General features: G+C 74.2%; 10 protein-coding genes and 1 pseudogene. 7 read left to right on the top strand and 4 right to left on the bottom strand.

All coding sequences use genetic code 11. The features are described from left to right. Together DT057_RS35550 and DT057_RS21055 are read left to right on the top strand one after the other, a co-directional pair. Positions 1 to 267 (top strand): annotated as a pseudogene (locus DT057_RS35550) (serine protease); the annotation flags it as partial. Between the two features lie 238 nt (positions 268 to 505). Continuing rightward, positions 506 to 1,909 (top strand): MFS transporter, encoded by a 1,404-nt coding sequence (locus DT057_RS21055; RefSeq protein ID WP_128564063.1) that lies wholly within the window; start codon positions 506 to 508, stop codon positions 1,907 to 1,909. 144 nt (positions 1,910 to 2,053) lie between these two features. On the opposite strand, the gene DT057_RS21050 is transcribed toward DT057_RS21055, so the two are convergent. Together DT057_RS21050 and DT057_RS21045 are read right to left on the bottom strand one after the other, a co-directional pair. Continuing rightward, entirely contained in the window at positions 2,054 to 3,370 is a 1,317-nt protein-coding gene (locus tag DT057_RS21050) for a M23 family metallopeptidase (protein ID WP_269153013.1), read from the bottom strand. Between the two features lie 134 nt (positions 3,371 to 3,504). After that, complete coding sequence (locus DT057_RS21045) at positions 3,505 to 3,969, bottom strand: peroxiredoxin (protein ID WP_128564062.1); 465 nt, start codon at positions 3,967 to 3,969, stop codon at positions 3,505 to 3,507. Between the two features lie 224 nt (positions 3,970 to 4,193). Between DT057_RS21045 and DT057_RS21040 the strand changes: the two genes are divergently transcribed. Then, complete coding sequence (locus DT057_RS21040) at positions 4,194 to 7,640, top strand: YhdP family protein (protein WP_128564061.1); 3,447 nt, start codon at positions 4,194 to 4,196, stop codon at positions 7,638 to 7,640. A 178-nt stretch (positions 7,641 to 7,818) separates the two neighbouring features. Here the strand turns inward: DT057_RS21040 and tyrS are convergent, their stop codons facing one another. After that, a complete protein-coding gene (gene tyrS / locus DT057_RS21035; RefSeq protein WP_128564060.1) occupies positions 7,819 to 9,093 on the bottom strand; it encodes a tyrosine--tRNA ligase in 1,275 nt (424 codons plus the stop codon). Between the two features lie 142 nt (positions 9,094 to 9,235). Here tyrS and DT057_RS21030 point away from each other — a divergent pair, with 142 nt between their 5' ends. From DT057_RS21030 to ribB, 4 genes are all read left to right on the top strand, one after another. Next, positions 9,236 to 10,378, top strand: a complete 1,143-nt coding sequence (locus tag DT057_RS21030) for an anhydro-N-acetylmuramic acid kinase (protein WP_203236338.1) — start codon at positions 9,236 to 9,238, stop codon at positions 10,376 to 10,378. A 141-nt stretch (positions 10,379 to 10,519) separates the two neighbouring features. After that, the gene (locus DT057_RS21025) at positions 10,520 to 11,620 is read left to right on the top strand and encodes a catalase family protein (protein ID WP_128564059.1); all 1,101 of its coding nucleotides are present in this window, start codon (positions 10,520 to 10,522) and stop codon (positions 11,618 to 11,620) included. 65 nt (positions 11,621 to 11,685) lie between these two features. Then, positions 11,686 to 12,801 carry a chorismate synthase gene (gene aroC / locus DT057_RS21020; protein WP_128564058.1) on the top strand — a complete coding sequence of 372 codons (1,116 nt, stop codon included), beginning with the start codon at positions 11,686 to 11,688 and terminating at the stop codon, positions 12,799 to 12,801. A gap of 260 nt (positions 12,802 to 13,061) precedes the next feature. Continuing rightward, positions 13,062 to 14,153, top strand: a complete 1,092-nt coding sequence (gene ribB, locus DT057_RS21015; RefSeq protein WP_128564066.1) for a 3,4-dihydroxy-2-butanone-4-phosphate synthase — start codon at positions 13,062 to 13,064, stop codon at positions 14,151 to 14,153. A 39-nt stretch (positions 14,154 to 14,192) separates the two neighbouring features. Here the strand turns inward: ribB and DT057_RS21010 are convergent, their stop codons facing one another. Beyond that, on the bottom strand, positions 14,193 to 15,122 hold the full coding sequence (locus DT057_RS21010) for a histone deacetylase family protein (protein ID WP_128564057.1): 930 nt from the start codon (positions 15,120 to 15,122) through the stop codon (positions 14,193 to 14,195). Positions 15,123 to 15,171 lie beyond the last annotated feature (49 nt).

The raw sequence follows: 15,171 nt of genomic DNA, 5'->3' as shown, positions 1-15,171 counted from the left end.
GTCCTCGACCGGGCCGGCCGCCTCGTCGGTCTCGTCGCCCGCCTCCCGGCCCAGCCCCGCCTCGTCGCCGGGGTGATGCCGCCGATGACCCACCCGCTCACCGGCGCGGAGGCCGTGCGCGCCTTCCTCGGCCAGGACGCGGCGCCGGTGCCCGCCCCCGCGCCCGCGTCCGCCGCCGCGCCCGCATCCGCGGAAACGCCCCGCAGCGTCGGTGCCGTGACGGGACCGCTCGCCGGATCGGTGGTGCCGGTCCGCTGCGGATTCTGACGGTCTCGCCCGGGTTCCTCGCCGGTTCCGTGTGATTCGGCGGCGACTGAACCCAGGGTCGCAGATCCTGGGCGCGAGAGCTCGAGCGTAGCGGTAAGATCCCATCTCCGGCACGCATTTCCGTTGACTTGCCGGCCGCGAAACCGTTTGTGCGGGCGGCTCGTCATGTTACGAAAGGCCGTCGATTTCAGCCCGCGGCGCCCGCTGGACTCGACCAATCAGTACTGGAGGAGACACAATGGCTGCGTTGTCGGATCGTGAGCCGCAAGGCACACACCAGTCGAAGAAAGCGGCGGCGAGCGGCTGGATCGGCTCCGCACTCGAATATTACGACTTTTTCATCTATGCCACTGCGGCCTCCCTCGTGTTTCCGCAGCTGTTCTTCCCCTCCGACAATCAGACGGTCGCGATCGTGGCCTCCCTGGCGACCTACGGCGTCGGCTACGTCAGCCGGCCGATCGGTGCGATCGTGCTGGGCCACTGGGGCGACACCCACGGGCGCAAGACCGTGCTGATCGTCTGCATGTTCCTGATGGGATTCTCGACCATCGCGGTCGGCCTGCTGCCGACCTACAGCCAGGTCGGCATCCTCGCGCCGATCCTCCTCGTCATGCTGCGCCTCATCCAGGGCTTCGCCGTGGCCGGCGAGATCTCCGGCGCGAGCTCGATGATCCTCGAGCACGCGCCCTTCGGCCGCCGCGGCTTCTACTCGAGCTTCACCCTCCAGGGCGTGCAGGCGGGCCAGATCCTCGCCGCGGCGGTGTTCCTGCCGCTCGCCCACTACATGCCAACAGAGGCCTTCAACAGCTGGGGCTGGCGCATCCCCTTCCTCCTGAGCTTCGTCGTCATCATCGCGGGCTACATCATCCGCCGCGAGGTCGACGAGACCCCGGCCTTCGCCGAGGAGGACCGGCAGGGCGCGGTCGCCAAGGCGCCGATCGTGGAGGCGTTCTCGACGAGCTGGCCGGACATGCTCCGGGTCGTCTGCATGGCCCTGATGAACGTGATCCCGGTGGTCGCCACCATCTTCGGCGCCGCCTACGCGGTCCAGGCCGCCTACGGCATCGGCTTCAAGAAGGACATCTATCTCTGGATCCCGGTGCTCGGGAACATCCTGGCGGTCGTCGTCATCCCGTTCGTCGGCAACCTGTCCGACAAGATCGGCCGCCGCCCGCCGATCGTGGTCGGGGCGATCGGCTCCGGGCTCCTGTCGTTCGGCTACCTCTACGCCATCAGCATCAGCAACGTGCCGCTGGCGATCGTGATGTCGCTGCTCATGTGGGGCGTGGTCTACCAGGGCTACAACGCCGTGTTCCCGAGCTTCTATCCCGAGCTGTTCCCGACGCGGACGCGGGTGTCGGCGATGGCGATCTCGCAGAATATCGGCACCGCCGTCACCGCCCTGCTGCCGGCCCTGTTCGCCACGGTGGCGCCGCCCGGATCGACCAACATCCCGCTCACCGTCGGGGCGATCACCCTGGCGGTCACGGTCGTGGCCGCGCTCGCGGCCCTGAGCGCCCGGGAAACCTACCGCATCCCGATGAAGGATCTCGGCCAGCCGACCGCCACCCCGGTCGACAAGCAGGATTACGACCGGCTGCGGGAGCAGGCGATCGCGGGCCCGGGCCTCGCCAAGGCCTGAGGCGCGCGGGAAGCGCGGGGAGCGCGCCGGGGGCACGGAGCGTCCGCCTCCGGCGCGTCGCCCCGGGCGGCCGTCCTCCGCCAGGGGACGGGGCGAGCCTCCCTCGCGGGAAAGCCCTCGACCCCGCGCGCGGCGCACGGGCCGTCAGCGGGCGGCCAGCAGGCGGGTCCCGGCGCGCAGGAAGCGCTGCGGATCGACCGGCTCGCCGTCGATGCGGGTCTCGTAGTGCAGGTGCGGGCCGGTCGAGCGGCCGGTCGAGCCGACGCGGCCGACGACCTGGCCGGCCGCGACCGCCTGGCCCGGCACGACGGCGAAGCCCGAGAGGTGGCCGTAGCGGGTGGCGAGGCCGTGGCCGTGGTCGATCTCGACCATGTTGCCGTAGCCGCCCGAATACTCGGCCGACACCACCGTGCCGGCGGCCGCGGCCCGGGCCGGGGCCCCGTACTCGGCCTTGAGGTCGACGCCCGTGTGGAGGGCGAGGCCCCGGGTGAACGGGTCGACCCGGTAGCCGAACGTGCTGGAGAGGCCGGCATCGATCACGGTCGGGCGTCGCAGCGGCAGGGCCCGGACGACGCGGCGCAGGAGGCCGAGCTCGCCGAGGTTGCGCTGGGCCTGGATCACCGCGCTCTCGAACGGGCCGTCGCCCACCGGCACGAGCGGGCCCCCGACCCCGCCGGCCCGGGCGGGCAGGAAGCGGCCGGCATCGAGGCCGATCTCCGCCACGGCGACGCGCAGCCGCGCCGCCTCGGCCCGGCCGCGCACCAGGATCTGGTCGAGGGCGAGGCTCTGCCGGGCCTCGATGCCGTCGAGGGCGCGCTCCAGGCCGGCGACGCGCAGGGTCGCGCCGGGGCCCGAGGGCCGCGACCCGGTCTCGGCCGGGGTCAGCGCCCCGTCGCCGGCATCGGTGCGCAGGCCGAGCGACTCGGGGGTGGGGGAGGGGACCGGGACCGGCTTCGGCTCCCCGGCGATCCTGGGCTCCGCCACCGGGCCGCCGATTCCCGGGAGGGGGCCGGTCAGGGGGGCGAGGATCGGCGCCGTGCCGTAATCCGCGCCCGGAAGCCCGGCGCCGTCGCCGGCCTGCTCGGAGAGGCCGGCGAGCATCGCGTGCCGGTTCTCCAGGGTGACCTGACGGCTGGCGAGGTCGGCGATCCGGTTCTCGACGCCGTCCTGCTCCAGGAGCTTCTGGGTCGCGACCCGGTCGAGGCGGACCCGCAGCGCGCTGATCCGCTCCTCGTAGGCGTATTGCTGGGCGCTCTGGCGCTCCATGAACTGGGCCAGCGCCTGGTCGTGGAAGACGATGAACCAGGTCGCGGCGCTCGCCCACAGCGCCAGGGCCGCGTAGGCGAGGCCGCCCAGCGCGAGGGTCCGCCGGCGCACCACCCACACCGCCCCCGGGACCGGCGGGGCAAGGAGCGAGCGCAGGCGCGCGGCGGGCATGGTCGTGAGGCGAGTGAGGGGCATCTGGCCGTTCCGTGACGCCGCCGGACCGTGCCGCGTTAAGGTTAAGGATCCGCCAATGGCCCCGAGCGGGGGCCTCGCCCCGCCGGGGCGGGGCGGCGTCCCACGCGCCCCGCCTGGGCCGGTGCCCCGGCGGCTCAGAGCGCGCGGGCGGCGGCCAGGACCTCGTCGGCGTGGCCGGGCACCTTCACCTTCGGCCAGACCCGCGCGACGCGGCCGTCGCGGTCGACCAGCACCGTGGTGCGCTCGACGCCCATGTACTTGCGGCCGTACATGCTCTTCTCGGCCCAGACCCCGTAGGCCTCGAGCATCCCCTTCTCCTCGTCGGAGGCGAGCGGGAAGCCGAGCTCGTACTTGGCGCGGAACTTCTCGTGGCTCTTCAGGGAGTCGGGCGAGACCCCGATCACCACGGTGCCGGCCTCCGCGAAGGCCTGCCGCAGCCCGTTGAAGGCCTGCGCCTCCAGGGTGCAGCCGCTGGTGTCGTCCTTGGGGTAGAAGTACAGCACCGCCTTGCGGCCACTCAGGGCGGAGAGGCTGATCGTCTCACCGCCGGTGCCCGGCAGGGTGAAGTCGGGAGCGGGATCGCCAGGATTCAGGGGCATCGTGCCTTCCTTTCGGCCGATTGATGGTGTGCCTCAGGGCGAGCGGTCATCGCGCGGTCCTCGGGTCGGGGAGCTGCCGCGGTGATGGGCCGACGCGCCGCAGCGTCATCCGGTGGATTCATGAACCAGACGTTACCCTGCGGTCACCGGACCGGGAAGCCGCCGCCAGCGGGCTCCGATCCGGCAGGCCGCCCAGACGCGACGACGCACGAGTGACCACGGGCATGGACCACGCCTCCGATCCGCCGGCGCTCCGGACCTGTGCCCCGGCCGGGCGCCGGTCGGTGCTGCGGACCTGCGTGCGGGGCGTGCTGGTGCTCAAGCTCGCGGCGGCGCTGCTCCTCGGCCTTGGGACCGGCCTCGCCTACCTGCGGCTCTCGAGCGGGCCCGTGAGCTGCGCCTGGCTCGAGCCCCGGGTGGCGCAGGCCATCGCGGGCCGGCTCGGCCCGGGCTGGGCCGTCGCCCTGCGCGACAGCGCCATCGAGATCGACCGCGACGGCGCCCTGGCGCTGCGCACCACCGGCCTCGACATCCGCAACCCGGAGGGCGACCTCGTGGTGCGGGCGCCCCTCGCGGTGGTGAGCATCGACCTGTGGTCGCTCCTGAGCCTCTCGGTGCAGGCGCGCTCGGTCGAGTTCCGCGACCTGCAATTGCGGGCGCTGCTGCACCACGACGGCTCCATCGCCTTCGCGGCCGCGGCCGACCCGGCCGACGCGCAGCCGCGCACGCCGCCGGGCGTGGACGCCGCCCGCGGCACCGTCTCGCCGGTCTCCGCCACGGTGGCGTCGATCCTGAGCCTCGTGCTCGATCCGGAGGGCGTGATCGGCACCCTCGACCGGGCGCGGCTCACCAACGCGCGCCTGACCCTGACCGACGAGGCCGGCACCGAGCGGGCGGTCTTCCCCCGCGTCGACGGCCTGTTCACCCGCGACGCGGTCCGGCCGGCGCGGGTGTTCGAGATGCGCATCGTCGGCCCGCACGGGCCCTGGCGCTTCGGCGGCGACCTCGAGCAGGGGCCGGACGGCCTGCGCCGCGGCGTGCTGACCCTGGACGACCTGCCGGCGACGGACCTGCTGCTGCTCTCCGGCCAGTCGCGCCTGCCGCTCACCACCGACCTGAAGCTGTCGGGCCGCGCGCACGTCGCCATGCACGGCGCGAAGCTCGACGCCATGTCGCTCGCCCTCAAGACCAGCGAGGGCAACCTCCTGATCGAGGAGAAGGACTTCAACCCGGTCACCGTCGAGGCCGTGTCGGTCGACGCCGCCTGGGACGAGGACCGGCGCGCCCTGCGGCTCGATACCGTCGACTACCGCGGCGCCGGCAACCGGGTGCGGCTGTCGGGCGAGTGGGTGGCCGGGCCGGCCGGGGCCGAGACCGCCTGGACCGCCCGGCTCGAGGGCCGGGACGCCGTGCTGCGGGGGGCCGCGCCGGGCGACCTGCCGGTGACCATCGCGCGCGTCGAGGCCAGGCTCTCCGGCCGCGACGACGGGGTGCAGATCGACCGGCTCGCCCTCACGGGCGACACGGTGAGCGGCAGCATCGCCGGCACCCTGGGCACCCGGGCCGACGACGGCGGCCTGACCCTGCGGATCACGGCCGACCGGGCGGAGGGGCGCAGCGCCCTGCGGCTCTGGCCCGAGAACGTGGCGCCGCCGATCCGCACCTACCTCGTCGACAACCTGCGGGCCGGGCGCCTCGAGGCGCTCGACATCGTGGTGGACATGAGCATGGCCGAGTTCGCCGCCGCGGCCCGCGGCGAGCCGGTGCCCGACAACGCCGTGAAGATCGCCTTCTCGGTCAGCGACGGCGGGCTCCAGATCTCGCCCGACGCGCCGCCCCTGTCGCGCGGGCGCGTCACCGGGGTCGTGACCGGCCGCAACACCACCATCCGGGGGGCCAACGCCGAGATCCGGATGCCGGACGGCCGGGCGCTCGCGCTCCAGGACGGCTCCTTCGTGATCAAGGACGCGGTGCCCAACGACGTCACGGCGCAGATCGGGCTCCGCCTCACCGGCGGCGCCGACGCCGTCGCGTCCCTGCTCCAGACGAAGCTGTTCCGGACCCTCAGCGGCGCCGACCTCGACCCGGCGGCGATCCGGGGCCAGGCCGACCTGCGCATCGACTTCCCGCTCGCCCTCAACAACGTACCGGACGTCGCCGACCTGCCGGTGGTGCTGAGCGGCTCCTTGAGCGAGATCGCGGTCGACCGCCTGGTAGGCAAGGACCGCCTGGAGGGCGGCCGCTTCGCCCTCGCGTACGACCGCGGCGGCTTCAGCCTCAAGGGCGAGGGCCGGCTCGCCGGGGCGCCGATGGCGGTCGACCTGCATCAGCCGAAGGCCGGCGCGGCGGGCGAGGCGGTGGTCACCATGACCCTCGACGACGCCGTGCGGGCCCGCAAAAACCTGCCGGCGCCCCCGCAGCTCGCCGGGCCGGTGACGGCGCGCTTCGTCGTGCCGGTCGGCCGCCCGGGCAGGAACCCGATCAGGGTCGAGGCCGACCTGGCGCGGGCCTCGATCGACGGGCTGCTGCCCGGCTGGAGCAAGGCGGCGGGCAAGCCCGGCCGCCTGTCGTTCGCGCTCGTCGAGGGCGGCGGCGGCGGCAGCGAGCTTCGCGACATCGTGCTCGAATCCGGCATCGTCACGGCCCGGGGCAGCGCCTCCCTGGGCGCCGAGGGCGGGCTCGAGCGGGCCGACCTCACGAGCCTCAAGCTCTCGCCCGGCGACGACATCCGGGCCCAGGTCGAGCGCAGCGGCGGCGGCTACAGGGTGAGCGCGAAGGGCGGCGTGGCGGATGCGCGGCCGTTCCTGCGCGCCCTGACGGCGCCGCCCCGCAAGGGCGCCAAGGACGGGGCGGCCCGGGACATCGACGCCGACCTCAGCTTCGCGATCCTGACCGGGTTCAACGACGAGGCGCTGACGAATGCGAGCCTGAAGCTGTCCCTGCGCGGCGACGACCTGCGCCAGGCCCGGGTGCAGGGCCGGCTGCGCTCGGCCGGCGTCAGCCTCGAGGTCGCCCGGGCCGAGCGCGGCGGCCCGCCGGTGCTCACCGCCGAGACGAGCGACGCGGGCGCGGCCCTGCGCTTCCTCGACATCTACAAGCGGATGCAGGGCGGGCTCCTGTCGCTCCAGACCACCATGAACGACGGGCCGCAATCGGGCCTCGTGCAGGTCCGCTCCTTCGCCCTGCGCAACGAGCCGGCCCTCAACCGCATCATGGCGCAGGGCGAGCCGGCCGCGGAGGACCGCAACGCCCTCGCCCCGGAGCGGCGCCAGGACGCCAACGACGTCGGCTTCGACAAGCTCCGGGCCGCCTTCATCCGGACCGGGACGCGGATCGCCTTCCAGGAGGCCGCGATCTCGGGCCCGGCCATGGGCTTCACCCTGGGCGGCTGGATCGACACCGGCCGCGACCGGACCGACGTCTCCGGCACCTTCGTGCCGCTCTACGGCCTCAACAACGTCGTCTCGCAGGTGCCGATCTTCGGCCCGCTCCTCGGCGGCGGGCACAACGAGGGCCTGTTCGGCATCAACTTCCGGGTCGCCGGGCCGATGAGCGCGCCGAACATCAGCGTCAACCCGCTCTCGGCGATCGCGCCGGGCTTCCTGCGCAAGCTCTTCGGCGCCGGGGGCGGCGACCCCGGTGCGGCGCAGTCCCAGCGCATGGAGCGCTGACGGAGGCGGGCGCGGCGCCGAGCCCCGGCGCGCGCCGCGGATCGTGCTTCCGGTCGCGCGGGCCGCGAAGGGCGGCCCCCGCCGTCGGGACGCCGCCCGGGGGTCTGCCCGGCGCAGGCCGATCGGCACCCGGCGCCGCCCGCCGAGGCCGCAGGCCCAGGTCCGGGCCGCCCCGGACTCATTCCGGGCGCAGCAGCACGTGCTTCTTGCGCCCGAACGAGAGCTTCACCACGCCCTCCGGCGTGACGTCGGCGGGCCCGATCCGCGCGCGCTCGTCGGAGACCGGCACGTCGTTGAGCCTGAGGCCGCCGCTGCGGACCTGGCGCCGCGCCTCGCTGGTCGAGGCGACGAGCCCGGCATGGTCGGGGCCGAAGGCCGAGAGCACGCCGAGACCGGCCGCGATCAGGGCGCGGTCGACCGCTACGGTCGGCAGGCTCTCGGCCAGCGCGCCCTCCTCGAAGGTGCGGCGGGCCGTCTCGGCGGCGGCCTGCGCCGCCTCGCGGCCGTGCAGCAGCGCGGCGGCCTCGGTGGCCAGCACCTTCTTCGCCTCGTTGATCTCCTGTCCGCCGAGGGCCTCCAGGCGGGCGATCTCGGGCAGCGGCATCAGGGTGAACAGGCGCAGGAAGCGGCCGACATCCGCGTCCTCGGTGTTGCGCCAGAACTGCCAGTACGCGTAGGGGTCGAGCATGTCCGGGTTGAGCCAGACCGCGCCCGACGCCGTCTTGCCCATCTTGGCGCCCGACGCCGTCGTCATCAGCGGGCAGGTCAGGGCGTAGAGCTGGGGCGTGCCGAGGCGCCGCCCGAGGTCGACCCCGGTGACGATGTTGCCCCACTGGTCGGAGCCGCCCATCTGGAGCGTCACGCCGTGGCGGCGGTTCAGCTCCACGAAGTCGTAGGCCTGCAGGATCATGTAGTTGAACTCGAGGAACGACAGCTCCTGGTCGCGCTCGAGCCGCAGCCGCACGCTGTCCATCGACAGCATGCGGTTGACCGAGAAGTGGCGCCCGATGTCGCGCAGCATCTCGATGTAGTTGAGGGTCGTGAGCCAGGCGGCGTTGTCGGCCATCAGGGCGTCGCGCGGGCCCTCGCCGAAGCGCAGGAAGCGCGTGAAGGTCGTCTTGATCTCGTTCTTGTTCGCCTCGATCTGGTCGAGGGTGAGGATCCTGCGGCTCTCGTCGCGGCCGGACGGGTCGCCGACCCGGGTGGTGCCGCCGCCCATGAGGGCGACCGGCCGCCCGCCCGTGGCCTGGAGCCAGTGCAGCATCATGATCGAGAGCAGGTGGCCGATGTGCAGCGAGGGCGCCGTGCAGTCGTAGCCGACATAGGCCGTGAGCCGGCCCGCCCGGGCGGCCTCGTCCACGCCCGCGAAGTCGGAGCACTGGTGGACGTAGCCGCGCTCGAACAGGACGCGGAGGAAGTCGGATCGCGGCGCGAAGCCGGTGGGCGCGGCCATAGGGGCTCTCGGTCGGTCTGCGGTGGAGGCGGCGGTGGCGGCCGCCGGGACAAGCCCGCACCGCCATGCTAGCTCGGGCGCGTGGAATTGCGCCGGCTCATAGCAGTGCCGGGACGGAAAGGCACGGGGGGCCACCCTTGCGATGACGATGAGGCGGGCCATCGGCCTGATGAGCGGCACCTCGCTGGACGGGGTCGACGTCGCCCTGATCGAGACCGACGGCGAGACCGTGCGGGCGGTGCGCAGCCGGAACGGCCTCCTCGCGCCCCTCGGGCCGACCGGCTACCGCGGCTATTGCGAGGAGGACCGGGCCCTGCTGCGCCGGGCGCTCGCGGACGCCGAGGCGGTGACGGGGCGCCGCGACCGCCCCGGCTGCCTCGCCGCCGCCGAGGAGCTCGTCACGCGCCGCCACGCCGAGGCCGTGGAGGCGTTCCTGGCCGGGCACGGCCTCGCACCGGCGGACATCGACGTGGTCGGCTTCCACGGCCAGACCGTGACGCACCGGCCCGCCCAGGCGCTCACCGTGCAGATCGGCGACGGCCCGGCCCTGAGCCGGCGCCTCGGCATCGCGGTCGTGTCGGACCTGCGCCTCGCCGACATCGAGGCGGGCGGGCAGGGGGCGCCCCTGGTGCCGGTGTTCCACCGCGCCCTCGCGCAGGCCTCGGGCTTCACCGACAGCCTCGGCATCCTCAACGTCGGGGGGGTGGCCAACGCCACCCTGATCGCCCGGGACGGCCGGATGCTGGCCTTCGACACGGGGCCCGGCAACGCGCTGATCGACGACTGGATGCGCGAGCGCACCGGCCTCGCCCTCGACGAGGACGGCGCCACCGCGGCCCGGGGCCGGCCGGACGAGCCGCTGCTCGCCTGGCTCCTGGGCCACCCCTACTTCGGCCGCAGGCCGCCGAAATCGCTCGACCGCAACTGGTTCTCGCACACGCTCGCCGGCCAGCTCTCGACCGAGGACGGCGCCGCGACCCTGACGGCCTTCACGGCGCGGGCGGTGGCCCGCGCCCTCGAGCACGCGCACGAGCCGCCGACCCGCTGGATCGTCGCCGGGGGCGGCGCCCGCAACGGCGAGCTCCTGCGCCAACTCGACGCGCTCCTGGCCGCCGAGATCACGACCGCCGACGCGGTCGGCTGGTCCTCGGCCTTCCTGGAGGCGCAGGCCTTCGCCTACCTGGCGGTGCGCTCCCTGCGGGGCCTTCCCCTCACCTTCCCGTCGACGACCGGGGTGCGCGAGGCGATCACCGGGGGCGTCCTGGCGCGGCCGGAGGCCGGGTGAGCGCCGGGGCGGGACCCGGCCGGGCCCCGCCTCGCCCCGGAAGGCGGGATCCACCGCCCGCGGGCGGATCGTGCCCGATCGTCTCGCAGGAACTCCCCTACGGTATCCGGGTTGAGCCGGTCTGGTACTGCGGGCCGGCCCATGACGACTGACACGCCCTACCTGCGTTACCGCGACGGCATCGAGACGCCGCGCGACGACGAGGACCGCACCATCGCGGCGATCATCGCCTCGATGACGCGCGAGAGCGAGACGGTGGCGGCGCGCCACGGCCACGCCGTCAGGGCCTCGCACGCCAAGAGCAGCGGCCTGCTCAAGGGCACCCTCACGGTCCTCGACGGCCTGCCCGAGCCCCTGGCGCAGGGGCTGTTCGCCGGGAGCGGCACCTATCCGGTGCTGGTCCGCCTCGCGCAGGGGCCGGGCGAGATCCTGAGCGACCGCGTCTCCACGCACCGCGGCATGGCCATCAAGGTGCTGGGCGTCGCCGGCGAGAAGCTCCCCGGCCACGAGGGGCACGCGACGCAGGACTTCGTCCTCGCGACCGGCCCGGTCTTCCCCAATCCCGACGCCGCGAGCTTCCTCAGGAGCATGCGCGGCCTGGAGGCCGGCACGTCGGCGCCCGAGGGCGTGAAGGCCGCGGTGGCGGGCGCGGCGCGGCTCGCCGGTTCCGCCGTGAGGGCCGTCACCGGCAAGGACAGCCCGCTCCTCGACTTCCTCGGCCACCCGCCGTTCCACCCCCTCGCCGAGAGCTACCACAGCCAGGCGGCGCTCCGGTACGGCGCCTACGTCGCCAAGGTCGCGGCCTTCCCGGTCTCCCCGGCCCAGCGGGCGCTCGCCGGGCGGGAGATCGACGCGGGCGAGGACCCGGACGCCTTCCGGCACGCGGTCGTCGCGTATTGCCGCGAGCACGCGGCGGAGTTCGAGCTGCGGGTGCAGCTCTGCACCGACCTCGCGCGGATGCCGGTCGAGGACGCCTCGGTGGAATGGCCGGAAGCCGTCAGCCCCTACCGCACTGTCGCCCGGATCGTCCTACCGGTGCAGGACGCCTACGGGCCGGCGCGCCAGGCCTACATGGACGACGTGCTATCGTTCCGCCCGGCCCACAGCCTCGCGGCGTTCCGGCCCCTCGGCTCGCTCATGCGGGCGCGGCTCGAGGCCTACGGGGCGCTGTCCGGCGTCCGGCACACGCGCAACGCCGCCCCCGCCCGCGAGCCGCGCACGCTCGACGAGGTGCCGGATTGACGCGGGCCGGGCTGGCCCGCGGCGCGCTGGCCCCGCGACGCGGGGCGCGCTAGACCGGCGCGGCCATGTCCCACAACAGCTTCGGCCACCTCTTCCGCGTCACCACCTTCGGCGAGAGCCACGGCCCGGCCCTCGGCTGCGTCGTCGACGGCTGCCCGCCGCTGATCCCCCTGGCCGAGGCCGAGATCCAGGCGGAGCTCGACCGGCGGCGGCCCGGGCAGTCGCGCTTCACCACGCAGCGCCAGGAGCCCGACGCGGTCCGCATCCTGTCGGGCGTGTTCTCGGACGAGCGCACCGGCGGGCACCAGCTCACCACCGGCACGCCGATCGCGCTCGTGATCGAGAACGTCGACCAGCGCTCCAAGGATTACGGCGAGATCCGCGACGCCTACCGGCCCGGCCACGCCGACTACGCCTACGACGCCAAGTACGGCATCCGCGACTACCGCGGCGGCGGCCGCTCGTCGGCGCGCGAGACCGCCGCGCGGGTGGCGGCCGGCGCCATCGCCCGCAAGGTGGTGCCGGGCGTGACCGTCCGGGGCGCCCTGGTGCAGCTCGGCCCCCTCCGGATCGACCGCGCCCGCTTCGACTGGGACGAGGTCGGGCGCAACCCGTTCTTCTGCCCGGACGCCGAGGCGGCGCGGGAATGGGCCGCGTACCTCGACGGTATCCGCAAGGCCGGGTCCTCGGTCGGCGCCGTGATCGAGGTGGTGGCCGAGGGCGTGCCGCCGGGCCTCGGCGCGCCGATCTACGGCAAGCTCGACGCGGACCTCGCCGCCGCCATGATGTCGATCAACGCCGTCAAGGGCGTCGAGATCGGCGAGGGCTTCGCCGCCGCGGCGCTCCGGGGCGAGGACAACGCCGACGAGATGCGGCCCGGCAACCGGGGCGGTCCGAGCTTCCTCGCCAACCACGCCGGCGGCGTGCTCGGCGGCATCTCGACGGGCCAGCCCCTGGTCTGCCGCTTCGCCGTGAAGCCGACCTCCTCGATCCTGACGCCGCGGGCGAGCGTGACCCGCGACAACCGGGCGACCGACGTCGTGACCAGGGGCCGCCACGACCCCTGCGTGGGCATCCGGGCGGTGCCGGTCGGGGAGGCGATGATGGCCTGCGTGCTGGCCGACCACGCCCTGCGCCACCGCGGGCAGGTCGGCGAGCGCGCGTCAATTCAGCCGGACTGAATTTCACGGCGAATTCATTTTGACCGAAACCGCCGCCGGGCTATGACGGGCGGGTGAAACTCGGCGACTGGCTCCGGCGGCAGGGCGTGACCCGCCTCGACTTCGCCCGGCGCTGCGGCCTGTCGCCCGCGTCGGTGACGGGCCTGTGCAACAACCCGGCCCCGTGGCTGTCGCGCGAGACCGCCGCCCTCGTGGCCCGCGAGACCGGCGGGGCCGTGACGCCCAACGACTTCCTGGGGCTCATGCCCCCGCGGCAGGAGATGCCCGTGACCCACGCGTCCATGAACGAGGCGATCGACGCCTTCGCCCGCGGCGAGATCGTGATCGTCACCGACGACGACGATCGCGAGAACGAGGGCGACCTCGTCGTCGCGGCCTCGCTCTGCACCCCGGAGAAGATGGCGTTCATCATCCGCAACACCTGCGGCATCGTCTGCGCGCCGATCACGCCCGGGGAGGCCAGGCGCCTGCGCCTCGAGCCGATGGTGACCTCCAACGACGCGCCGCTCGGCACCGCCTTCACGGTCACGGTCGACGTCAAGCACGGGCTGACCACCGGCATCTCGGCCGAGCAGCGCTGCAACACCGTGCGGGCGCTCGCCAACGGCAACATGGGGGCGGCCGACTTCGTGCGCCCCGGCCACGTCTTCCCGCTGATCGCCCGGGACGGCGGCGTGCTGATGCGCTCGGGCCACACCGAGGCCGCGGTCGACCTCTGCCGCCTGGCGCGGCTGCCGCCCGTCGGGGTGATCTGCGAGCTCGCCAACGACGACGGCACCGTCATGAAGGGGCCGCAGATCGCCGCCTTCGCGGAGAAGCACGGCCTGCGGCAGATCTCGGTGGCGGAGCTCATCGCCTACCGGCAGGCGCGCGAGAAGCTCGTCGAGCGCGTCGGCAGCTTCCCGGTCAAGACCGAGTGGGGCGCGCTCACGGGCTACGCCTACACCACGCCCTTCGAGCCGATGCAGCAATTCGCCTTCGTGCACGGGCGCATCGGCGAGGGGCGCGACGTGCTCGTGCGCCTGCACCGCTCGAACGTGGTGGCGGACGTGATCGAGGGCGGCCGGACCATCGAGGCGGTGATGCGCCGCTTCGCCCAGGAGGGCCGCGGCGTGCTCGTGTACCTGCGCGATGGCACCGCCGGCGTGCCCCTGTCGCAGTTCCCCGACGGGGCGGGCGACGGCGCCGAGGCGGCCCGGGTGCGCCAGTGGCGCGAGGTCGGCCTCGGCGCCCAGATCCTGCGCGACCTCGGCGTGGTCTCGATCCGCAACATCTCGAGCGCCTCGCGGGCCTATGTCGGCCTCTCGGGCTTCGGCATCGAGATGGTGGGGGACGAGCCGCTCGAGTGCTAGGCTTCCGGGGCGGCGCGGCCCCGGGAGCCGGCGCCGGCCTCAGCGCCCCATCAGCGTCTCGACGTGCGCCGCGACCGAGCGCGACAGCCCTTCGAGGTCGTAGCCGCCCTCGAGCAGCGAGACCACCCGGCCGCCGGCGTGGCGGTCGGCGACCGCCATCACCTCCCGGGTGGCCCAGGCGAAGTCGGCCTCGGTGAGCTTGAGGTTGGCCAGGGGGTCGCGCCAATGCGCGTCGAAGCCGGCCGAGATCACGATCAGGTCGGGGCGGAAGGCGTCGAGCCGCGGCGCGATGCCGTGCGCGAAGGCCTCCCGGAACGTCGTGCCGTCGTCGCCCGGGTGCAGGGGCACGTTGACGATGGTGTCGTGGTCGCCGCGCTCCGAGGCCGCGCCGGTGCCGGGGAAGAGCGGCATCTGGTGGGTCGAGCAGTACATCACGTCCCGGTCGCCCCAGAAGATGTCCTGCGAGCCGTTGCCGTGGTGGACGTCCCAGTCGACCAGGGCCACGCGCTGCGCGCCGTAGCGGGCCCGGGCGTGCCGGACCGCGACGGCGGCGTTGTTGAAGAGGCAGAAGCCCATGGCGCGCGCGCGCTCGGCGTGGTGGCCGGGCGGGCGCATGGCCGCGAAGGCGTTCCCGACCCGGCCGGTCATCACCTCGTCGACGGCCTGCACGGCGGCCCCGACCGCCCGCAGGGCCGCCTCCAGGGTGCCGGGCGACATCACGGTGTCCGCGTCGATCGCCACCATTCCCTCGCGGGGGGCCGCCTCGGCGATCGCCGCGACGTAGGCCTCCGGGTGCGCGAGCGCCGCCGTCGCGAGGTCGGCCCGCGGCGCCTGCTCGCGCACCAGGGTGCCGAAGCGCTCGTCCTCGAGCACCCGCTCGATGACCCGGATCCGGTCCGCCCGCTCGGGATGGCCCGGCGGCATGGCGTGGTCGAGGGAGGCCGGATGGCAGAGATAGAGCGTCGTCATCGCACCCGCGCCAGGTTGAGCGTTCCTCAAGGCCCGCCCCGCGGCCGGC

It is taken from the genome of Methylobacterium crusticola, from assembly GCF_003574465.1.
Taxonomy (GTDB): domain Bacteria; phylum Pseudomonadota; class Alphaproteobacteria; order Rhizobiales; family Beijerinckiaceae; genus Methylobacterium; species Methylobacterium crusticola.
Note: the sequence above shows the minus strand (reverse complement) of the source record. Positions and strands in the feature narration are given on the sequence as shown.

Bases quoted from the DNA above. Each gene is read 5' to 3' on its own strand.
- DT057_RS21055 (WP_128564063.1), top strand. From the start codon at position 506: ATGGCTGCGTTGTCGGATCGTGAGCCGCAAGGCACACACCAGTCGAAG.
- DT057_RS21050 (WP_269153013.1), bottom strand. From the start codon at position 3,370: ATGCCCCTCACTCGCCTCACGACCATGCCCGCCGCGCGCCTGCGCTCG.
- DT057_RS21045 (WP_128564062.1), bottom strand. From the start codon at position 3,969: ATGCCCCTGAATCCTGGCGATCCCGCTCCCGACTTCACCCTGCCGGGC.
- DT057_RS21040 (WP_128564061.1), top strand. From the start codon at position 4,194: ATGGACCACGCCTCCGATCCGCCGGCGCTCCGGACCTGTGCCCCGGCC.
- tyrS (WP_128564060.1), bottom strand. From the start codon at position 9,093: ATGGCCGCGCCCACCGGCTTCGCGCCGCGATCCGACTTCCTCCGCGTC.
- DT057_RS21030 (WP_203236338.1), top strand. From the start codon at position 9,236: ATGACGATGAGGCGGGCCATCGGCCTGATGAGCGGCACCTCGCTGGAC.
- DT057_RS21025 (WP_128564059.1), top strand. From the start codon at position 10,520: ATGACGACTGACACGCCCTACCTGCGTTACCGCGACGGCATCGAGACG.
- aroC (WP_128564058.1), top strand. From the start codon at position 11,686: ATGTCCCACAACAGCTTCGGCCACCTCTTCCGCGTCACCACCTTCGGC.
- ribB (WP_128564066.1), top strand. From the start codon at position 13,062: ATGCCCGTGACCCACGCGTCCATGAACGAGGCGATCGACGCCTTCGCC.
- DT057_RS21010 (WP_128564057.1), bottom strand. From the start codon at position 15,122: ATGACGACGCTCTATCTCTGCCATCCGGCCTCCCTCGACCACGCCATG.